The sequence below is a fragment of the Terribacillus saccharophilus genome, assembly GCF_046592595.1.
GTDB classification, from domain to species: Bacteria; Bacillota; Bacilli; order Bacillales; family Amphibacillaceae; genus Terribacillus; species Terribacillus saccharophilus_C.
The window spans coordinates 1-17,108 of the sequence record NZ_JAWVPF010000015.1 but is presented as its reverse complement, the minus strand read 5'-3'; the positions used below and the strand labels follow the sequence as shown (position 1 = coordinate 17,108).

Below are 17,108 nucleotides of genomic sequence, written 5' to 3'. Positions count from 1 at the left end.
CATTATGCTCTCACGTTTTTTTAATACGAAGCTCTTCCAGAACGCTTCGCTTTGCGTTTATTCATCATTTTCTTAACGATAGGATAGACGACAGGTCCATACTTGATCGCTTTTCGAATAAGGTTTTTCATGTTGAAACGCCTCCATTCTTTTGTTTGTATATCCCCTGCATAAGCTGTGCTTAAACATGTGCCAATGAAAAGGCAATGAACATACCCACAGCTGTTACAATCCCAACAGCCGGACCTCCTTCTTCATATGCCTCAGGTGCCATAGTGGATGCTACCATGGCGATGATTGCTCCCCCTGCAAATGAATTAAGGATTGCCCTTGTACTAGCGCTTGTATCCTGCAGCAGGACTGCTCCGATTAAAGCACTTAAAGCGGAAATGACGATCACGGCTATCCACATGATCATGATGCGCTTCCGGCTATAACCGCTGCTTTGCATCCCAGACGTACTGGAAAGCCCTTCTGGGAAGTTACTGATGAAAATGGAAACGATTAACGCAGTACTTGCGCCGCCCCCACTTGCCAAACTCAAGCCGATCATGGCTGATTCCGGAATCGCATCCATTACTGTACCTGCGAATATGGCGAGTCCTGAACCTTTTTCATCTTTATTATGGGTCTCGTGCAAACGGCTGCTTTTGCGATTCTTCCCGCCGCTGCGTGATATAACGATATCTAATATAGTAAAGATAACTGCTCCTCCAAGGAATCCAATAGCTTCTTCCTGCAAGCCGCCGCTGATTTCATATGCCTCCTCCAATAGCTCGTAGGAGGTAGAACCGATCAGGGCTCCTGTACCTAAGGCCATGATGAACCCGATAATCCGCTTTTTAACGGGAACAAGCATAAGTACGGCTGCACCGATTAAACTGGCAGATCCAGCGATGGCTCCCCACAAAATGGCTTCCCACATATACAATCATCCTTTCTGTGTCATGTAGAGCCATTGCCATAATGAGAAGAAATTAAACATGGATGAAGTATTCTGCATAAAAAAGAAGACCTCCTGAAAGGTCTTCTTTTATTAAGCAGCTGCTTGCTGCGGTTGATATTTTCTCAGCAAACTGGAGAATACCGCTGCCAATACCTGCTGGAACAGCATCCCAATTACAACGGGGATGGCGACAGGTGCTGGAAAGAAACTCACAGCAAGGACTACCCCTGCACTGATATTCCGCATCCCCCCAAGAAAGGTAACACTTACAATCTCCGTTCTATCGTAATGGAGTAGCTTACCAAGAAGCCAGCTTATCAGATAACCGGTAAACGATAAACAGAATACAAGAAGTACAATCCCAATCACTGTCATATCGATGCCAGTTAAGTGAGGGGCGACCACTGATGCGTTAATGGAAACGACAGCTATGAGGCCTATTTTCGAGAATGGCGACAGGTTCTTACTTAATGCGCTTGTGACGCTTTTGCTGCAAAATTGATTAACTAACATACCCGCTACCGAAGGTATGACAATCATCCATAACAAACCCTCCATCATCGGGAGTATGTCCAGCTGGACATCGCCTCCTACCAGGAGATGCAGAATCAAAGGTACAAGCAATGGAGAAAGCAATGTGCCTAAGAGAATGGTTGATAAGGTAAGTCCAATATCCCCATTCTGCATAGCAACCCAGACAAATGCTGTAATACCAGTCGGAATTGCTGTCAGCAGCACTAGACCCGTTATCGTATTTATATCTCCAGGAAAGAGCAGATGTCCAAAGCCAAACGCGATCAAAGGCATAATGAAATGGAGCACTGCAAAAGCAAGCAGCATTGGTCCAGGTTTTTTAACAGCATGCAGCAGGCTGTTAAAATTAGCTGATAAGCTTCCAGCGAATGTCATACATGCAAATATCCAAGGGACCAATGCCTCTCCATGATGCAGGAAACTTGCAAAGATAAACCCCGCCAGCACACTCGCAGGGGTGAGAAAAGGCATGTATCTGGCAAGTACACGATTCAGTTGATCCATGAAGGATAGCCTTCTTTCTAAATTTGTGTCTCCTTTTAGTATATCAATAAAATCATCGCTGCATGAAAAAACCGCAGCTTAACAGCTGCGGCTTTTTATTATTGGATTTCCATACGCAGGTCGCCGACCTTCGCCCATCCGATCGATTTGATCACATGATAAAGACCAAGGGAAATGATCAGCGGCAAGATGACGCCTGTTACTAAATAGATCAAGAAAGCTTCCCAGCCTTGGCTTGCAAGGATATTAAGCGGGGCAATGAATGAGTTCAAGCCCAATCCTGCCAGCTCATAAGAAGTTGTAAACCCTAGCAGCACGGTTGCAATCGGTGCACAAACAACAGCCGCTACAAATGGCGGGATGACAAGTGCTGGATTTTTTATTAAGTTAGGGAATTGTACTTTCGGTGTAATGACAAACTGTGCCAGGAAACCACCTAAATCGTTCTGACGGATACTCATGAATGTGAAACCGACAAACTGCGCCGTACATCCGATCAAAGCTGCCGCACTGGATACCGGATCCAACTGCAGCGCAATCGCCAATGCCGCTGAGGATGCTGGTGTCATCAACAGAATACTCCAAACTAACGAAATAACAATGGATGCAAGCAGCGGTGATCCAGTAACGGAGTTGGCAATCTGTCCGCTCATCCATGTTAGCAGCGGCGTGGTAACCGCAGCAAGCCCCGCTCCAGCGATACCCCCTACGAATACTGCTGCAAATGGGATAGCCATCATATCAAGCGGTGTCTTCCCTGCTACCCGCTTTCCTACGAATGTTGCTACGACGGCAGCAAGCACGGCACTGATAGGCTGACCGGAAACCATTGATGTCAGCAACCCATCATCACCGACAGTCATAGCAGCTCCACCGATTGTTGCACTGATCATAGCACTGAAGACAACCAACGTATTACCACCAAGCTGAACAGCGATTCCAGCCCCTAGAGCTGGTGCTAACAACGCTTTTGCTACAGTACCGACAGCAATTAATGTCGGCCAGTTCAAAAATTCACCAAATGTTTCCATCAATAAACCAATACCGAGGGTCACGAGGACTGCATTTGCCATTCCTTGTGATGCTTTGTACATTCGTTCGATAAAGTATTCCTTCATTCTTCTCGCTCCCTCTCCACTAAATAGACTTTAAATTCAGACTATTCGGCTTTCCATCTCTCTTTTTTTGTAAGGGCGTGACTCCTTACACTCTAGTACATATTAAATGAGTACATATTAGTATTTAGATATACTACCATCATTTTTAGGAAGAAGTAAATATATTTTTAGTAATATAATTTAATTTTCAGTTATTTTACCTCTGTTTAGCCAAAACTTGTGCTTCCTGTCGAGAAGGAAATCCCTTGATATACTAAGCTCAGCCACCCTCAAGTCATATATCCTCCAGTTTACTCCACTATACTTAGTGTTATAAGTTAATCCTGTCTTTGTAATGGTTATATTTTCATGTTAGGATGTTGGTTTATCTGGGTATAACAATAGGTAGCAAAAGTCTAACAAGCGCTTTTGCATGACAATTTCAGGAGGTGCCCTCCCATTACAGATTTAATCGAATATTTCACTACTAATTTTACATTCATACTTGGATATACATGGGACCATATCAAACTTGTCGGTATAGCAATTATTATTGCAATCGTTATCGGTGTCCCATTAGGTATTTATTGCTCCGTCAATAAATACGCAGCCTCCACTATTCTTCAAATTGCATCTATCATGATGACTATCCCTAGCCTCGCTTTATTTGGAATCATGATTCCAATTCTTTCACTCATCAACGAAGGAATCGGTACGTTACCGGCTGTCATCGCACTTGTACTTTATTCACAGCTGCCGATCATCCGAAATACGTACACGGCCATCAGCAATGTCGATCCCGACTTACGTGATGCGGCGAATGGAATTGGTCTGACTACATTTCAGCGTCTCTATAAAGTGGAGCTTCCGAACGCCATGCCATTAATCATGGCCGGTATCCGTACTGCTACCGTCTTAAATATTGGTGTGGGTGCCATTGCTACGTTAATTGGTGCTGGAGGTCTTGGCGGTATCATCTATCAAGGAATCCTTCGCACCAACAATACAATGATTTTGGCAGGAGCAATTGCAGTTGCTGTTTTAGCACTGATTGCTGACTTGTTCTTGCGCTTAATCGAAAATCTATTTACGCCTAAAGGTGTTAAAAAATAATAAGGGTGACATTATGATCCATTTCAACGATGTAACAAAGGTATACAACGGTAATGTTAAAGCAATTGAAAATATGAACTTTACAGTCGAAGATGGTGAACTGGTCATCATGCTAGGTCCCTCTGGCTGCGGAAAGACGACTTTGCTTCGTATGGTAAACCAGCTTGAAAGCATCACAGACGGCGACATCATGCTCAACGGCAAGAGTGTGCGCCATTCCAACAAAATAGAAATGCGCCGTAATATTGGTTATGTCATTCAATCCAATGGGCTATTCCCCAATATGAACATCGAAGACAATGCAATGATTGTTCCTAATCTGCTCGGCTGGGACAGAAAAAAAATGCGCGATCGCTTTAATATGCTGATGGAACTTGTGGGCTTAAAACCTGATGAATACCGGAAACGCTATCCGCATGAGCTTTCAGGAGGTCAGCAGCAGCGTGTCGGCGTGGCCCGTGCTTTAGCAGCAGATCCTCCGGTCATGCTGATGGATGAACCATTCGGTGCACTGGATCCAATCATTCGTACTCATCTCCAGGAGGAATTCCTGCAAATCCAGAAGGAACTAAAGAAAACCATTCTTTTTGTCAGCCATGATATTGATGAAGCTGTCAAAATGGCAGATAAGATTGCCCTTCTTAAGGGTGGAAAAATGATGCAATATGCAGAGCCTGCCAGAATGCTGAACAAACCTGCTAATAGCTTCGTTGCTGAATTCGTTGGTCAGGATCGTGTGCTGAAGAGCATGAGTCTTTATACAGTGAAAGACCTTGCCAATGCACTGACATTGAAGCCTGTCATGGAATCGCCGGATTCTCAGAATATCAACGAGAACCTTTCTTTACGAGTCGCTATTTCGAAGATCTTGAACCAGGAAGCGGATCAGCTGATTGTAGAGAATGACAATGGCACACGTAAAGGAAGTATTACGTTGGACTTGATCGAGCAGTTCCTGCACCGTGAGATCAAGGAGAGCGTCTGAGGGGGGCTGTAATCATGGAACGGACAAACAAAACCATCGCCTTGATTATCAAGCTTATCTTCTGGGCATTACTCGTTGCCTTCTTTGTTTGGGCATTCGCCAACAATATGTTCAGCAAAATCTGGGAACAGCCCGATACCTTCTTACGCTTGCTCGGTGAGCATATCACGATTGTACTCCTTTCAGGAGCTGCTGCTGTGCTGCTTGCAGTACCACTAGGCATCTTCGTTACGCGGCCTAAGTTCCGTAAATCCGAATGGCTGATCGTAGGTATCGCGAATCTTGGGCAGACGATTCCGAGCTTAGCTGTGCTTGCACTTGCCATGGGCTTCCTAGGTATTGGAATCAGCGCAGCAGTTGTTGCCTTATTCGTCTACTCCCTTCTGCCTATCTTGCAAAATACGATTGCTGGCCTGGATTCCGTCGATGACAATATGATTGATGCAGCCAAAGGAATGGGGCTCACAAATGCGCAAATCCTTTGGAAAATCGAATTGCCGAATGCACTCACCTCGATTATCGCGGGTGTGCGGACAGCATTGGTCATCAATATCGGAACCGCTGCACTTGCTTATCTAATCGGCGCCGGCGGACTGGGTGTATGGATTTTCACTGGTATCCGTCTCTTTGATAATGCTTTCTTAATGTCTGGAGCCGTTCCTGTCACACTGCTTGCTATCGTGATCGACTATCTGTTCAAGTGGCTGCAATTCGCCTTAGTGCCAAAGGGACTCCGACTTGCTAGAAAAGCACAAAATTCGTAAGGAAAGGATACCTGAATTCATGAAAAAACGATTGACCTTAGTTGCCTTATTAATGGCCTTACTCGTCGTGCTAAGTTCGTGCGGGCCGGGCGGAAAAACCATTACCGTCGGAGCAAAAACCTTCACTGAGCAGCTCGTAATAGCTAAAATGACAGCCTTCATATTGGAGGATAACGGTTATAATGTCGAAGAAATTCAAAATCTCGGCTCCTCTGCCATGCGTCAAGCAATCGAAACCCGTCAAGTAGATATGTCTTGGGAATATGTTGGTACAGCACTTGTAACCTATTTGGATCAAGAGCCGATTGCGGATAAGGACGAGGCGATGCAAAAAGTTCAGGAATTGGATAAAGAAAACGGCATTGCCTGGACAAATTTGACCGATGCTAATAATACGTACGCATTGGTGATGGAACGTGACAAAGCCGATGAATTAGGTATTGAAACGCTCAGTGATTTGGCAGCTTATGAGAAAGAAAATCCAGACAACCTTCGATTCGGGATGGAAACGGAATTCAGGAATCGGAGAGATGGAATGCCGGGATTGGAAGAATATTACGGATTTGACGTTCCGGATTCCAACATCCGTGAAATGGAAATCGGTCTTTATTATACTGCATTGGGAAATGATGAAATCGATGTTACCCAAGCTTTTGTAACTGATCCCCAAATTAACTCGATGGATCTGAAAATATTGGAGGATGATCAAAAGTTCTTTCCTTCCTACAATTATGCAGCCACTATCAATCAGGAAACGTTAGATGAATACCCAGAGCTGACAGAATTACTGGAACCGCTCCAAAATGCCCTGACTGAAGATACACTGCGTGAATTGAACTACCAGGTAGATATTGAGCAAAAGAGCGTAGAACGTGTAGCCAAGGACTTCCTCGATGAAAATGATTTACTGAAGGACTGAAAAAACGACCCGGACCGGGTCGTTTTTTCTATATCTTGCGCTATCATATATTTATCACATATTAGGAGAGTAAAGCATGCTATTATCAATGTTCATTTTTTTGCTAGCAGGGATAGCTGAAATTGGCGGCGGATACTTGATTTGGATGTGGCTGCGTGATGGTCGCCCTGGTTATCTTGGCTTTCTTGGCGGTATTGCCTTGGTCATGTACGGAGTCATCGCCACTTTTCAAACCTTCCCTACATTCGGCCGTGTTTACGCAGCATATGGCGGCGTCTTCATTGTACTCTCCCTTCTGTGGGGTTGGTTCATCGACAAGGAGACACCGGATATGTACGACTGGATCGGAGCTGGATTATGTATAGCCGGTGTCTCCATCATGATTTGGGCGCCACGGCATTAAAAAAGCTGCCAGCTCATGCTGGCAGCTTCCGTTTATACAGTTGTTGAGCCGTCGGAACTCAAGATATTACGGTACATCGATGGACGGCGGTCACGGAATAATCCCCATTCCACTCGCTGCATCGCCAGCTCATCCAAATCGAATGTAGCTGTCAGGATCTCCTCTTCTGTACGTCCGGCCTCTGCAAGCAAATTGCCTTGCGGTCCAGCAATGAAGGAAGAACCATAGAACGTGATGGAAGAATCATCATCTGTTTCTACGCCGATTCGATTTGATGCCAAAACTGGCATCAAATTGGTTGCTGCATGTCCGCGCATACACATTTGCCAGTGATCCTTCGAATCAATGCTCGCATCCTCCGGCTCAGAGCCGATTGCTGTTGGATACAGCAAAATCTCTGCTCCTTGCAGAGCCATGCTGCGTGCTGCTTCTGGGAACCACTGATCCCAGCAAATACCTACGCCTATCTTTCCGTATTTTGTTTCCCACACTTTGAAACCAGTGTCGCCAGGGGAGAAATAATATTTTTCTTCATAGCCGGGTCCATCAGGAATGTGCGTTTTCCGGTAAATACCAAGAACAGAGCCATCCGCATCGATCATGGCTACTGTATTATAGTTTGCATTGTTCTTTTTCTCATAGAAGCTGATCGGAAGTACAACGCCAAGCTCCTTTGCCACTTGTTTGAAATGCTGCACGGCTTTGTTCTGATCCAGTTCCGTAGCAAACGCATAATAAGCAGGCTTTTCCTTTTGGCAGAAGTATGGTGTTTCAAACAACTCCTGAAGAAGGATGACATTGGCACCCTTAGCTGCCGCTTGGCGGACAAGCTTCTCGGCATTGGCGATATTCTCTTCGACGACTCCGGAACAAGCCATCTGTGTAGCTGCTAGTGTTACTTTTCTCACTTACTTCACTCCTTTACTGCAGGCATCTGCTGTGTTGTGCAATGAACGTTTCCGCCTTCTTTGATGATAGCCAGTCCATCTATGGTGCGGATTCGGCGATCCGGGTACTGCTCCTGCAGCAGCTTGAATGCCCGTTCATCCGTCCCTGCAGCGGTATTACCGAACACAGGAAGAATAATGCCTCCGTTTACAAAATAGAAATTAATATAGCTCAATGTCAGACGAGTGTCATTCCAGGTAGCTTTTGGCGGCTGCTGAATGGCGATCACTTCAATCTGGCGTCCTTTTGCATCCTTCGTCTCATCAAGAATCCTCAGGTTCTCTTGCGTGATTTCATAGTTCTCATCTTCCGGATCATCTGTCACCTGCAGCAGCAATTTACCTGGTGCAGCGAAGCAGGCGATATTATCAACATGTCCATCCGTTTCATCCCCAGCGACACCGCGCTTCAGCCAAATAACTTTCTCGATACCAAGATATTGACGAAGATATGCTTCTATATCTTCCTTGGAAAGGTTTGAATTTCGGTTAGGGTTTAAAAGACATTCCTCTGTTGTAATCAGCGTTCCTTCTCCGTCAACGTGAATGGAGCCGCCCTCCAACACTAATGGAGCATCCAGTTGCTTCACACCAAGATGATCCAAAACAGCTGGAGCCACAGCATCGTCTAAATCCCACGGGAAGTATTTTTCTCCCCACGCATTGAATTTCCAGTTCACACCAGCCAGTTTGCCAGCTTCGTCCCGTACGAATGTCGGGCCATTATCCCGAAGCCACGCATCGTTATGAGAAACCTCAAGCAATGTTACATTTTCATCTTGTCCTACATAAGCAGCTGCTGTATCGCGATCTGCCGCATTCACCAGTACAGTGATTGGCTCGAATTCCGCAATCGCAAGAATCAGTTCTGCATAGCCCTTACAAACAGCTTCCCAATCCTCTGGGTAGACCATGGAATCCTTTACAGGCCAGCTGATCAGCGTACGCTCATGTTTCTCCCATTCAGGAGGCATTGTATATGTTAAATGTTGTTCCATTTCGCATCACTCTTTATCAATAGATTCTTTAAAACAGACTTTCCGGAATATCATATAACAAAAGCACCTGAACAACAATCAGGAAGACGGCTTTTTATGATAGATACCAGAAAATAACTGCTCGCATTCATATAATGTTTTCTTCAGGGATGGGTAGTCAGATAGACAAAAGTAAAGACTGCGGATGAACTGCTTAAAATTCCCGCGGATATGAAGGTTTGATTCGGTAACTTCAAGCCAAAGGGCAATGACTTCGGCTGTCTTTTCTTTTATCATGAGTCCAACCGTATCCGGAGAAAGTCCATTCCGTAACGCAGAATGAATTGCTATCGCCATACGTTCGTCCTCTTCATGTGATAGAACATGGAACGGAAAAGCCATTTTGTTTATAACTTCCTCTACAAGCTGCCTGTGCTGCTCATTTGATAGTTCCCTCAATTGAATCATTTCATCGATAGCATCAGCTGCATGGGCTAATGTATGCAACCATCCGTATGTTTCATCATAGCCCTCCCCGACAGTCTCTTGGTTGATATAAGCAAGAAACACTTGGTGAACCCGATTTATCAGATCGGCAGATAGAAAGGCTTCCCTTCTATGCCGATATAAAATAGCTGCAATCCACAATGTGGCAAAGCTTCTTGTGTATTTTTCACCCTTGAGCAAGAATCGTGCTGTTAAAAGCTCTTCCAGGATTCGAATCATCTTTACAGGAGAAACCAAGCCGTCTGTGATCCAATTGCTTGCTAAGCCATAAATCAATCTGTCACGCAAAAGGGGATCAGGATCACCAATATGCGTGAGCATAGGACATAATAATTCATCTATGTTTTCTGCCTTTTCACTTTTAGCTAATTCGGTAAGCTTTTGTTTCAGGACTTCTCTTTCCATTCCCACCACCCCTTCCAACCCAAATTATACCATTAAAAAACGAAGGATTTCTCCCTCGTTCATTCTGCCGCTTGGGCAACTGGTACTGTATTTGGTTTTGGCAGCGGTTTGGCAAACTTCTCTTTGAAGTAGCTGATGACAAAAGAAGTCACCGCTATCGAAATGATGGAATAAATGCCTTTTATAATACCAACCGAATAAAGGCTTACCATTACTACGCAAAAGTCGAAAATAAAGTTGATCGTTCCTGGATTTGTACCAAAGCGTTTCTGCAGGAATAAAGCAAGAATATTTGCTCCTCCAAGCGATGCTTGATTTGCGAATAGCGTAATCAAGCCAAATCCGACAATCAGGCCGCCAGCTACGGCTGCAACGATGCCCGGCATTTCAATGACGGGATATAACGGATGGAGAAATGTGAACAAGGTCAGGATTGACACAGATACTATTGTAGTAACCGTAAAACGCCATCCCATGTTGATGAATGAAAAGATGTAGAATGGAATGTTGATGATAAAGAAGACGACACCGAAAGGCATAGACATTAGATATGATAATCCTAAGGAAAGCCCTGCTGTTCCTCCCGTTACCAGCTCAGCGCTTTTGAGCATATATAGACCAATGCTGGCCAGGAAACAGCCGAGAACGATTTTAAGATACTTTTGCAGCAAACGAATTGCTCCTCTCCAAGTTAAAATCCATGGTGAAACGCACCCATCACAATTAATCTGGGCGTTACTATAACACGACACCTGTTTCTTCACTTTCTATGTTAGAATAAATAACACGAGAAATGAATAGATTTTTGCAGGCAATACCTTGGTTCAGGGTTCATAATGAAAATTATATGCAGGAATGACCTGCAATGTGAAAGGGAGTATATTATGGATCATATTGATCGCACACTGCTGGAGCTGCTGCAGCATGATGGCCGGATAACAATCAGTGAATTATCCAAGAAGCTTGCACTGAGCAGACCGAGTGTTTCAGAACGGATGGCAAGGCTGGAGGAGCGAGGCGTCATCGAGCATTACACAGCCCGAGTGGCGCATGCGAAGGTTGGACTCGATATCTTGCTGTTCATACAGGTCAGTGAATTGAAGATTCCACATTTGGAGTTTGAAAATCTGATTGCGAAGGAAGAAGCTGTGCTGGAATGCCATCGGGTAACCGGACCGATCAATTATTTGCTGAAGGCAGCAGTCCCTGACATGAATGGCATGCGGGAATTGATCGACCGGCTGATTCCATATGGCGCATTTAATACATCGACTGTACTGACATCCCCTGTAGCATACCGCGCGTTGCTGCCCAGGGAAGATCAGTAATGTTTCCATTCCTGCTGATAGATTTCAATCAAATGAGGATCAACCAATGTATTGGGACGAAGCGTAACTTTTTCACCATCTGCATTGGTTATTTCCTGATCCTCATCCTTTCCGAATTCTGTCATTCCAGGAATCATAGACGACTTTAGATATTCGGTCGGGACAGTAACCTCAAGATTTTCCGGGTCTATCGGATTCCTGCTGGCCATGACAAATCCCCAGTTCCCGAAGCTTGGCACATCCAAATGCAGATTCTCCGTTTCCAGCCCGGTTGCTCGAATTGTCTCATCTATCGTCCAATAGGATTCTGTTGCGAACACCGGACTTGTCGCCTGTACAATCATGGCTCCCTCTGGATGCATATGGTTGCGTACCAAAGAGTAGAATTCTTCAGTATACAGCTTGTTCAAGCTCTCATCATTCGGATCGGGCAAATCAACAATGATGACATCATAGATTTGATCCGTCTCCTTTAAATAAGTGAAGGCATCCTGATTGTGGATGGTGACTTTGTCATTTAGCAGAGAGCGATTGTTCAAGTCGAGCAGCCTCGGCTCCGTCTTAGCCATTTCTGTGACAGCGGGATCGAGATCGACCAGGGTAATATCTTGAACATCCTCATACTTCAAGATTTCGTTCGCCGCCAAACCATCCCCTCCACCAAGAATAAGTACATGATCATGCTGCTTGGCTTGGGACATAACCGGATGGACAAGCGCATCGTGGTAGCGGTGCTGATCAAACGAACTGAACTGCAATCCGCCATTCAAATACAGCCGCAGATCATCTCCATCCTGGGTAAGGATTATCTTTTGATATTGGCTTTGTTCCATGTGAATGATTGGATCCTCATAAAGCTTCTGCTCGAACGAAAATGCCGTTTCCTCCCCGAAAAAGACTCCCAGGGTGAGCAGGATCCCAATGACAACACCAACCGCTGCATGTAAGGCAACCCGCTTCACTTCTTCCCGGAAAAGCCAAAGCACGACCAGTGCCACTACTAAATTGACTAGACCGACTAGAAAAGCTGATTTGACGATTCCAAACTGCGGACGCAGCAAGAAGGCAAAAAGCAGACCGCCGATCAGTCCGCCTGCATAATCACTGAACAGGACACGTGCTGTACTGCGGCCGATTGTCTCGCCAATCTCATTCGCTTTCCTGATTAAAATCGGGAGTTCCACTCCAGTCAGCGCACCTACAATAATAGTGACGAAATAAAGATAGAACGCATCTGTTCCGTCGGGAGTATATGCTGTAATTCCAAACATCGTAAAGCTTGAGAAGCCTCCGATCAGTGCCACGAAAAATTCTATGTAAATGAATGCAAGAATAAGCCGCTTCGTCACACGTTCACTTATACTGGCGCCAATCCCCATACCAGTCAAAAACAAAGAGATGGTGAGTGTATATTGCTTCACACCATCTCCAAGAATATAGGACCCCAAAGCCCCGAACAAGACTTCAAAAATTATTCCGCAAATTGAAACAATCCCCGAAGCCCAATAAATGAATGAGGTTTTATTTGATACTTTCTGCTGCATGTCTTTCATCTCCGAACTTCTTTTAGCTTACGTAATGGACGCACCGATGACGAATCCAAGACCAATTGATACAGCTAAAGAGATAATCCCAACTGCGACATTGTTTTCTTTCAGCTTGGATTGTACGGAAAATCGACGTGTCACACCTTCAAATACAAAGTAGGCAATCATCTGCAGGACGACACCATACGCGCCCCAGATAAGCGTTTCCCAAAGTTCACTGCTGTGATAAATAGAGAATGATAGAACAAGACAGATACCGATGATTTTACCGCCAATCGATAAAGCTACAGCTGTATTGCCCTTTTCGATTTCTTCCCAGTCCCGGTACTTATGGGTGATCAGTTCAAAGATAATAAGTCCGATGATAACGATCACAACCGCAATGATAAAGTAAAGAAAAGTAGATAAAAATGGATTCATGATTCTATGCCTCCTTATAGATTTGTTTATTTACCTGCATCTGGTCCGCCGCCCCGATAGTTAGACGTACCGCGTCTTGTACCGGCACCGCCCGAACCGCCGCTATCATCATTCGACCGATATGTTGATGTGTATCCGCCATAACAGCCGCCATTCTGACACGTATCCATTCTATTTTGGCTCCAGTTACTTCCGAAGAGGGAATTCAACAGGGCAAATGTAAAGAATGTATTTAAATAGTTTGGTGAATAGTTATTTCGCACAAATGTACGATCCGCTACTTCTATCAATGTGACATCTTCATCTTCTTCACTCGGTTTCAAGGTGAGGAAGACATCATCATAAATCATCATCTGCTGTCCGTTCTTCTTTTCACTTATCTCATCCGGACCTTCGGATTGCTTAAATAACTCTTCTAATTCATCTACTGTATAAAGGCGTGTCGCATACACATTTGCACTGCCGCGTCTTTCACCGGAAACAACATCAAGCAAATAAAAGTTGTTGTCGATCAATGTCTCGATCGATTCACCTACACTATTCTCAAACTTAGACGTGACTGTCTCCTTGTCCGGTTCATCAGGTATTTCGCTGACAGAAGCAGTTTGCTCATCGGAATTACCGCACCCGGCCAGAATAACAACAAATACAAGGCAAAAACCCGCTAGCCAGTATTTCATGAAGGCGCCTCCCTTCTTTTTGATTTACTTATGTAAGCAGACAGACGAAAACCCTTGCTTCACGCAAGGGTCAGCCTGCCGATGGCTCTGGCTGCTTATTCTTTACCCATTTTCTTTTTCAAAGCAGCTAACTCGTCGTCGACACCATTCTTTTCAAGCGCAGCAAATTCATCATCCAGAGAACGATTGGATCGGGACATATCCTCACTCGTCTCAGCTTCTGCTTCATACTGCAATACTTTCTCTTCCATCCGTTCAAAGCCGCCGCGGGACTCGTCACTGCCAATATTGGACATTGTACGGTTCATCTTCGTACGTGTTTTGGCAGATTCCGCACGTGCTTTCAAGGAATCTTTCTTCAGTTTCATTTCCGCATATTCTTTTTTCATTTCATCCAGTTTTTGACGGATGGATGCTACATCACTTGATGCACGCTCCCAAGATGCGTAAAGTGAATCAGCCGTCTGCTGGTGTGTCTGCTTATCTTCCAAAGCCCGGCGCGCCAAATCATCATTGCCAGCTTCGATTGCTGTTTCCGCTTGCTGCTGGCGTTTATCTGCCATTGCCTTGGCATCATCGTATTTGCGTTTCAGCATCTTTTCGTTGGCAATCTGCTTCGCTACCGCAGTTTCTGCTTCACGGATATCTGCTTCCATATCACGCATGAACTGATCCAGCATTTTCACCGGATCTTCTGCTTTATCAAGCATGGCATTCAATTCTGAATTTACGACTGTTTTTACGCGATTAAAAAATTTAAACATACAATTCGCTCCCTTTAATTAATTTAGTTTGAACCCGCAATGATTTTAATTTCACGCGGTTTGATTTCATAGCCATAGCTGACTTCGATTTCGCTTCCCCAGCCTTCCAGACCAAGGAAATGCTCTTCCTCTTCATCATAATAATCGGCAAAATGGACGATTGAGCCATTCACATTACGGCTTCTTCCTTCACCGACGACTCGTGCTTCACCTTGCTCATCAAGGAAGTACGTCCGGCCTTCGTGTGTCAGCTGCTTCGGATAGGGTTTTGATACCGAAAGGGGGATTTTTTTATATATTCCCAGCTCCAGTTCATCATCCATTTCAGCCGAGAGCCATATGGTCATATCCCCTTCCACCAACTGATAATCGAACCATTCATAGCTCCCTTGCCGGGAAGTGATTTTTCCGACTACCTCATAGGTGACCAAGTCGTATTCGACAATGTCGCCCACTTGGATGGACAGTGCATTGCGTTCCCTTACAGCAGGACGCTCAGGGGACTTTTTCTTGAATATACGGGAAAGAATACCCAAAACCTTTCACCATCCTCTTATCTTGTATCTTATATACGGGCAGGGATACAGAAGGTTTCAAACTTTTTTCCTGCTTGCCTCTAATTATACAGGTGTATAGCCACGGATGCATGGACTTGCTACGGCGAAACAGGATTATCAATGTCAAAAGAAGGGGAAAATAGCTACAGATTGTCACAAAGGAGAAATTATATGATCATCCGTTTCGGCTACGTATCTACCGCACTGAATTTATATGAAGCATCACCGGCAAAGACTATGACATTCGCCAGGTGGTCCAAGCTCGGGAAAGAAGAGAGATTGGCACAGCTGCATGCACTTACAAGGGAAAACCTGGAGCGGACGATTCGAATCCTCCACTATAATGTTGCCCACCAGATCAAACTTTATCGTTTCTCTTCCTCTCTTGCGCCACTCGCGACACATGAGGAAGTTGGATGGGATTATATTACACCCTTCACCGACTTATACGAGGAGATTGGACGGCTAGTGCGGAAATACGGTATTCGCGTAAGCTTTCATCCGAATCAGTTTACCCTTTTTACAAGCGATAAACCGCATATTACGGTAAATGCTGTTAAAGATATGCAATACCATTACAATATGCTGACGGCTATGGGATTAGAAGACGAAGCATATATCAATATCCATGTAGGCGGAGCATACGGGAATAAAGAACTTGCCCTTGAGCGTTTCCATAAAAATATCAAGCAGCTTCCTGATCCGATTAAGAGACAGATGACGCTGGAGAATGACGACAAAACGTATACAACAACTGAGACGCTGGAAGTATGCGAGAGACACAACATTCCAATGATGTTCGATATCCATCATTACATGGCAAATCATACAGAAGAAGAACCATTAGAAGAAATTCTTCCGCGTTTTATGGCTACATGGAAAGAACGAAAACATGTACCGAAAATCCATACTTCTTCTCCTAAATCAGAGAAGACATATCGCAGTCATGCTGATTATGTAGATGTGGAATTCCTCATGCCTTTGATCAAGCATTTGAAGGAAATCGGCCAATCCGTTGATTTCATGATTGAAGCAAAACAAAAGGATAAAGCTGCTTTACAGCTGGCAGAAGATGTTGCTCGCATACGAGGTGTAAAAAGGATCGGCGAAGCTACCGTAGAATTATAATAAAACAGGCATTCCATAGTGGAATGCCTGTTTTATTTTACTTTTATCGCATTGATTCTTTTTTGCAGATTTTTCTTTTCATTGGAGGATTTCAGCTTATCAATGGCAGACTGAGCAGACTTCTTTGCATTCTTAGTTTTGTCCTTCTCTGCTTTCTTCACTTTTGACTTTGCGTCATTCAATTTCTTTGTTTCGGCTGCCTTTGTTTTCACTTTATCCAGACGCTTTTGAAGATTATCTTTATCCTTGCCGGATTGCAGCTCTTTGATGGCGTTCTGGGCTTTCAGGATATTAGAATCGCTGCCGTTTTTCTCAGCGGCCTTCACCAGATCATTCGCTGTCTTGACTTGCGCCTGCTTCACCTTATCAAGGCGTTTCTGCAAATCTGTTTTGTCTTTCCCATTAGCCAGTTTTTTCACTGACTGCTGGGCATCATCGACATTCTTTTTAGTCTTACTTTTCTCGGCTTTACTGATTTTATCTTTTGATTCTTGTACTAGCAGAGCTTGCTTCACCTTATCTAAGCGTTTTTGAAGGTTTTTCTTCTCATTATTATTTGTCACTTTATTAATAGCAGATTGTG

20 protein-coding genes are annotated in these 17,108 nt (G+C 44.5%); 7 read left to right on the top strand and 13 right to left on the bottom strand.

Going from position 1 to position 17,108, the window contains the following annotated elements:
* Nucleotides 1-181: 181 nt before the first annotated feature.
* The 3 genes from SFC25_RS18055 to SFC25_RS18045 form a co-directional block, all read right to left on the bottom strand.
* A complete protein-coding gene (locus SFC25_RS18055) occupies nt 182-925 on the bottom strand; it encodes a ZIP family metal transporter (RefSeq protein WP_411216595.1) in 744 nt (247 codons plus the stop codon).
* A gap of 111 nt (nt 926-1,036) precedes the next feature.
* Complete coding sequence (locus tag SFC25_RS18050; protein WP_411216594.1) at nt 1,037-1,984, bottom strand: bile acid:sodium symporter family protein; 948 nt, start codon at nt 1,982-1,984, stop codon at nt 1,037-1,039.
* 98 nt (nt 1,985-2,082) lie between these two features.
* The gene (locus SFC25_RS18045) at nt 2,083-3,102 is read right to left on the bottom strand and encodes a PTS sugar transporter subunit IIC (RefSeq protein ID WP_411216593.1); all 1,020 of its coding nucleotides are present in this window, start codon (nt 3,100-3,102) and stop codon (nt 2,083-2,085) included.
* 408 nt (nt 3,103-3,510) lie between these two features.
* On the opposite strand from SFC25_RS18045, the gene SFC25_RS18040 reads away from it, so the two are divergent.
* The 5 genes from SFC25_RS18040 (at nt 3,511) to SFC25_RS18020 (ending at nt 7,265) form a co-directional block, all read left to right on the top strand.
* A complete protein-coding gene (locus SFC25_RS18040) occupies nt 3,511-4,194 on the top strand; it encodes an ABC transporter permease (RefSeq protein ID WP_486389264.1) in 684 nt (227 codons plus the stop codon).
* A 13-nt stretch (nt 4,195-4,207) separates the two neighbouring features.
* The gene (locus SFC25_RS18035) at nt 4,208-5,179 is read left to right on the top strand and encodes an ABC transporter ATP-binding protein (RefSeq protein WP_411216592.1); all 972 of its coding nucleotides are present in this window, start codon (nt 4,208-4,210) and stop codon (nt 5,177-5,179) included.
* A 14-nt stretch (nt 5,180-5,193) separates the two neighbouring features.
* Nucleotides 5,194-5,943, top strand: coding sequence for an ABC transporter permease (locus SFC25_RS18030; protein WP_411216591.1), 750 nt, complete (start codon nt 5,194-5,196; stop codon nt 5,941-5,943).
* Nucleotides 5,944-5,962: 19 nt separating this feature from the next.
* Complete coding sequence (locus SFC25_RS18025; protein WP_411216590.1) at nt 5,963-6,862, top strand: glycine betaine ABC transporter substrate-binding protein; 900 nt, start codon at nt 5,963-5,965, stop codon at nt 6,860-6,862.
* Nucleotides 6,863-6,938: 76 nt separating this feature from the next.
* Nucleotides 6,939-7,265 carry a YnfA family protein gene (locus SFC25_RS18020; protein ID WP_411216589.1) on the top strand — a complete coding sequence of 109 codons (327 nt, stop codon included), beginning with the start codon at nt 6,939-6,941 and terminating at the stop codon, nt 7,263-7,265.
* A 32-nt stretch (nt 7,266-7,297) separates the two neighbouring features.
* On the opposite strand, the gene aguB is transcribed toward SFC25_RS18020, so the two are convergent.
* From aguB to SFC25_RS18000, 4 genes are all read right to left on the bottom strand, one after another.
* A complete protein-coding gene (gene aguB, locus SFC25_RS18015) occupies nt 7,298-8,173 on the bottom strand; it encodes an N-carbamoylputrescine amidase (protein ID WP_411216588.1) in 876 nt (291 codons plus the stop codon).
* A gap of 5 nt (nt 8,174-8,178) precedes the next feature.
* On the bottom strand, nt 8,179-9,210 hold the full coding sequence (locus SFC25_RS18010) for an agmatine deiminase family protein (RefSeq protein ID WP_411216587.1): 1,032 nt from the start codon (nt 9,208-9,210) through the stop codon (nt 8,179-8,181).
* 78 nt (nt 9,211-9,288) lie between these two features.
* Nucleotides 9,289-10,101 carry a DUF2785 domain-containing protein gene (locus SFC25_RS18005; protein WP_411216586.1) on the bottom strand — a complete coding sequence of 271 codons (813 nt, stop codon included), beginning with the start codon at nt 10,099-10,101 and terminating at the stop codon, nt 9,289-9,291.
* Nucleotides 10,102-10,160: 59 nt separating this feature from the next.
* Nucleotides 10,161-10,772: a YitT family protein gene (locus tag SFC25_RS18000; protein WP_411216585.1), complete on the bottom strand. Its 612-nt coding sequence runs from the start codon at nt 10,770-10,772 to the stop codon at nt 10,161-10,163.
* A 213-nt stretch (nt 10,773-10,985) separates the two neighbouring features.
* On the opposite strand from SFC25_RS18000, the gene SFC25_RS17995 reads away from it, so the two are divergent.
* Complete coding sequence (locus SFC25_RS17995) at nt 10,986-11,429, top strand: Lrp/AsnC family transcriptional regulator (RefSeq protein ID WP_038563623.1); 444 nt, start codon at nt 10,986-10,988, stop codon at nt 11,427-11,429.
* On the opposite strand, the gene SFC25_RS17990 is transcribed toward SFC25_RS17995, so the two are convergent.
* From SFC25_RS17990 to SFC25_RS17970, 5 genes are all read right to left on the bottom strand, one after another.
* Complete coding sequence (locus SFC25_RS17990) at nt 11,423-12,973, bottom strand: polyamine aminopropyltransferase (RefSeq protein WP_411216584.1); 1,551 nt, start codon at nt 12,971-12,973, stop codon at nt 11,423-11,425. The genes SFC25_RS17995 and SFC25_RS17990 overlap by 7 nt on opposite strands.
* Nucleotides 12,974-13,000: 27 nt before the next feature.
* Complete coding sequence (locus SFC25_RS17985; protein WP_411216583.1) at nt 13,001-13,396, bottom strand: DUF350 domain-containing protein; 396 nt, start codon at nt 13,394-13,396, stop codon at nt 13,001-13,003.
* Between the two features lie 26 nt (nt 13,397-13,422).
* Nucleotides 13,423-14,076, bottom strand: a complete 654-nt coding sequence (locus SFC25_RS17980) for a DUF4247 domain-containing protein (protein WP_411216582.1) — start codon at nt 14,074-14,076, stop codon at nt 13,423-13,425.
* Between the two features lie 95 nt (nt 14,077-14,171).
* Nucleotides 14,172-14,840 (bottom strand): PspA/IM30 family protein, encoded by a 669-nt coding sequence (locus SFC25_RS17975; protein WP_411216581.1) that lies wholly within the window; start codon nt 14,838-14,840, stop codon nt 14,172-14,174.
* A gap of 23 nt (nt 14,841-14,863) precedes the next feature.
* Nucleotides 14,864-15,376: a DUF4178 domain-containing protein gene (locus SFC25_RS17970; RefSeq protein ID WP_411216580.1), complete on the bottom strand. Its 513-nt coding sequence runs from the start codon at nt 15,374-15,376 to the stop codon at nt 14,864-14,866.
* 192 nt (nt 15,377-15,568) lie between these two features.
* On the opposite strand from SFC25_RS17970, the gene uvsE reads away from it, so the two are divergent.
* On the top strand, nt 15,569-16,525 hold the full coding sequence (gene uvsE, locus SFC25_RS17965) for a UV DNA damage repair endonuclease UvsE (protein ID WP_411216579.1): 957 nt from the start codon (nt 15,569-15,571) through the stop codon (nt 16,523-16,525).
* Nucleotides 16,526-16,557: 32 nt separating this feature from the next.
* Here uvsE and SFC25_RS17960 read toward each other — a convergent pair.
* On the bottom strand, nt 16,558-17,108 hold a 551-nt coding region (locus tag SFC25_RS17960), incomplete at its 5' end, for a GA-like domain-containing protein (protein WP_411216578.1).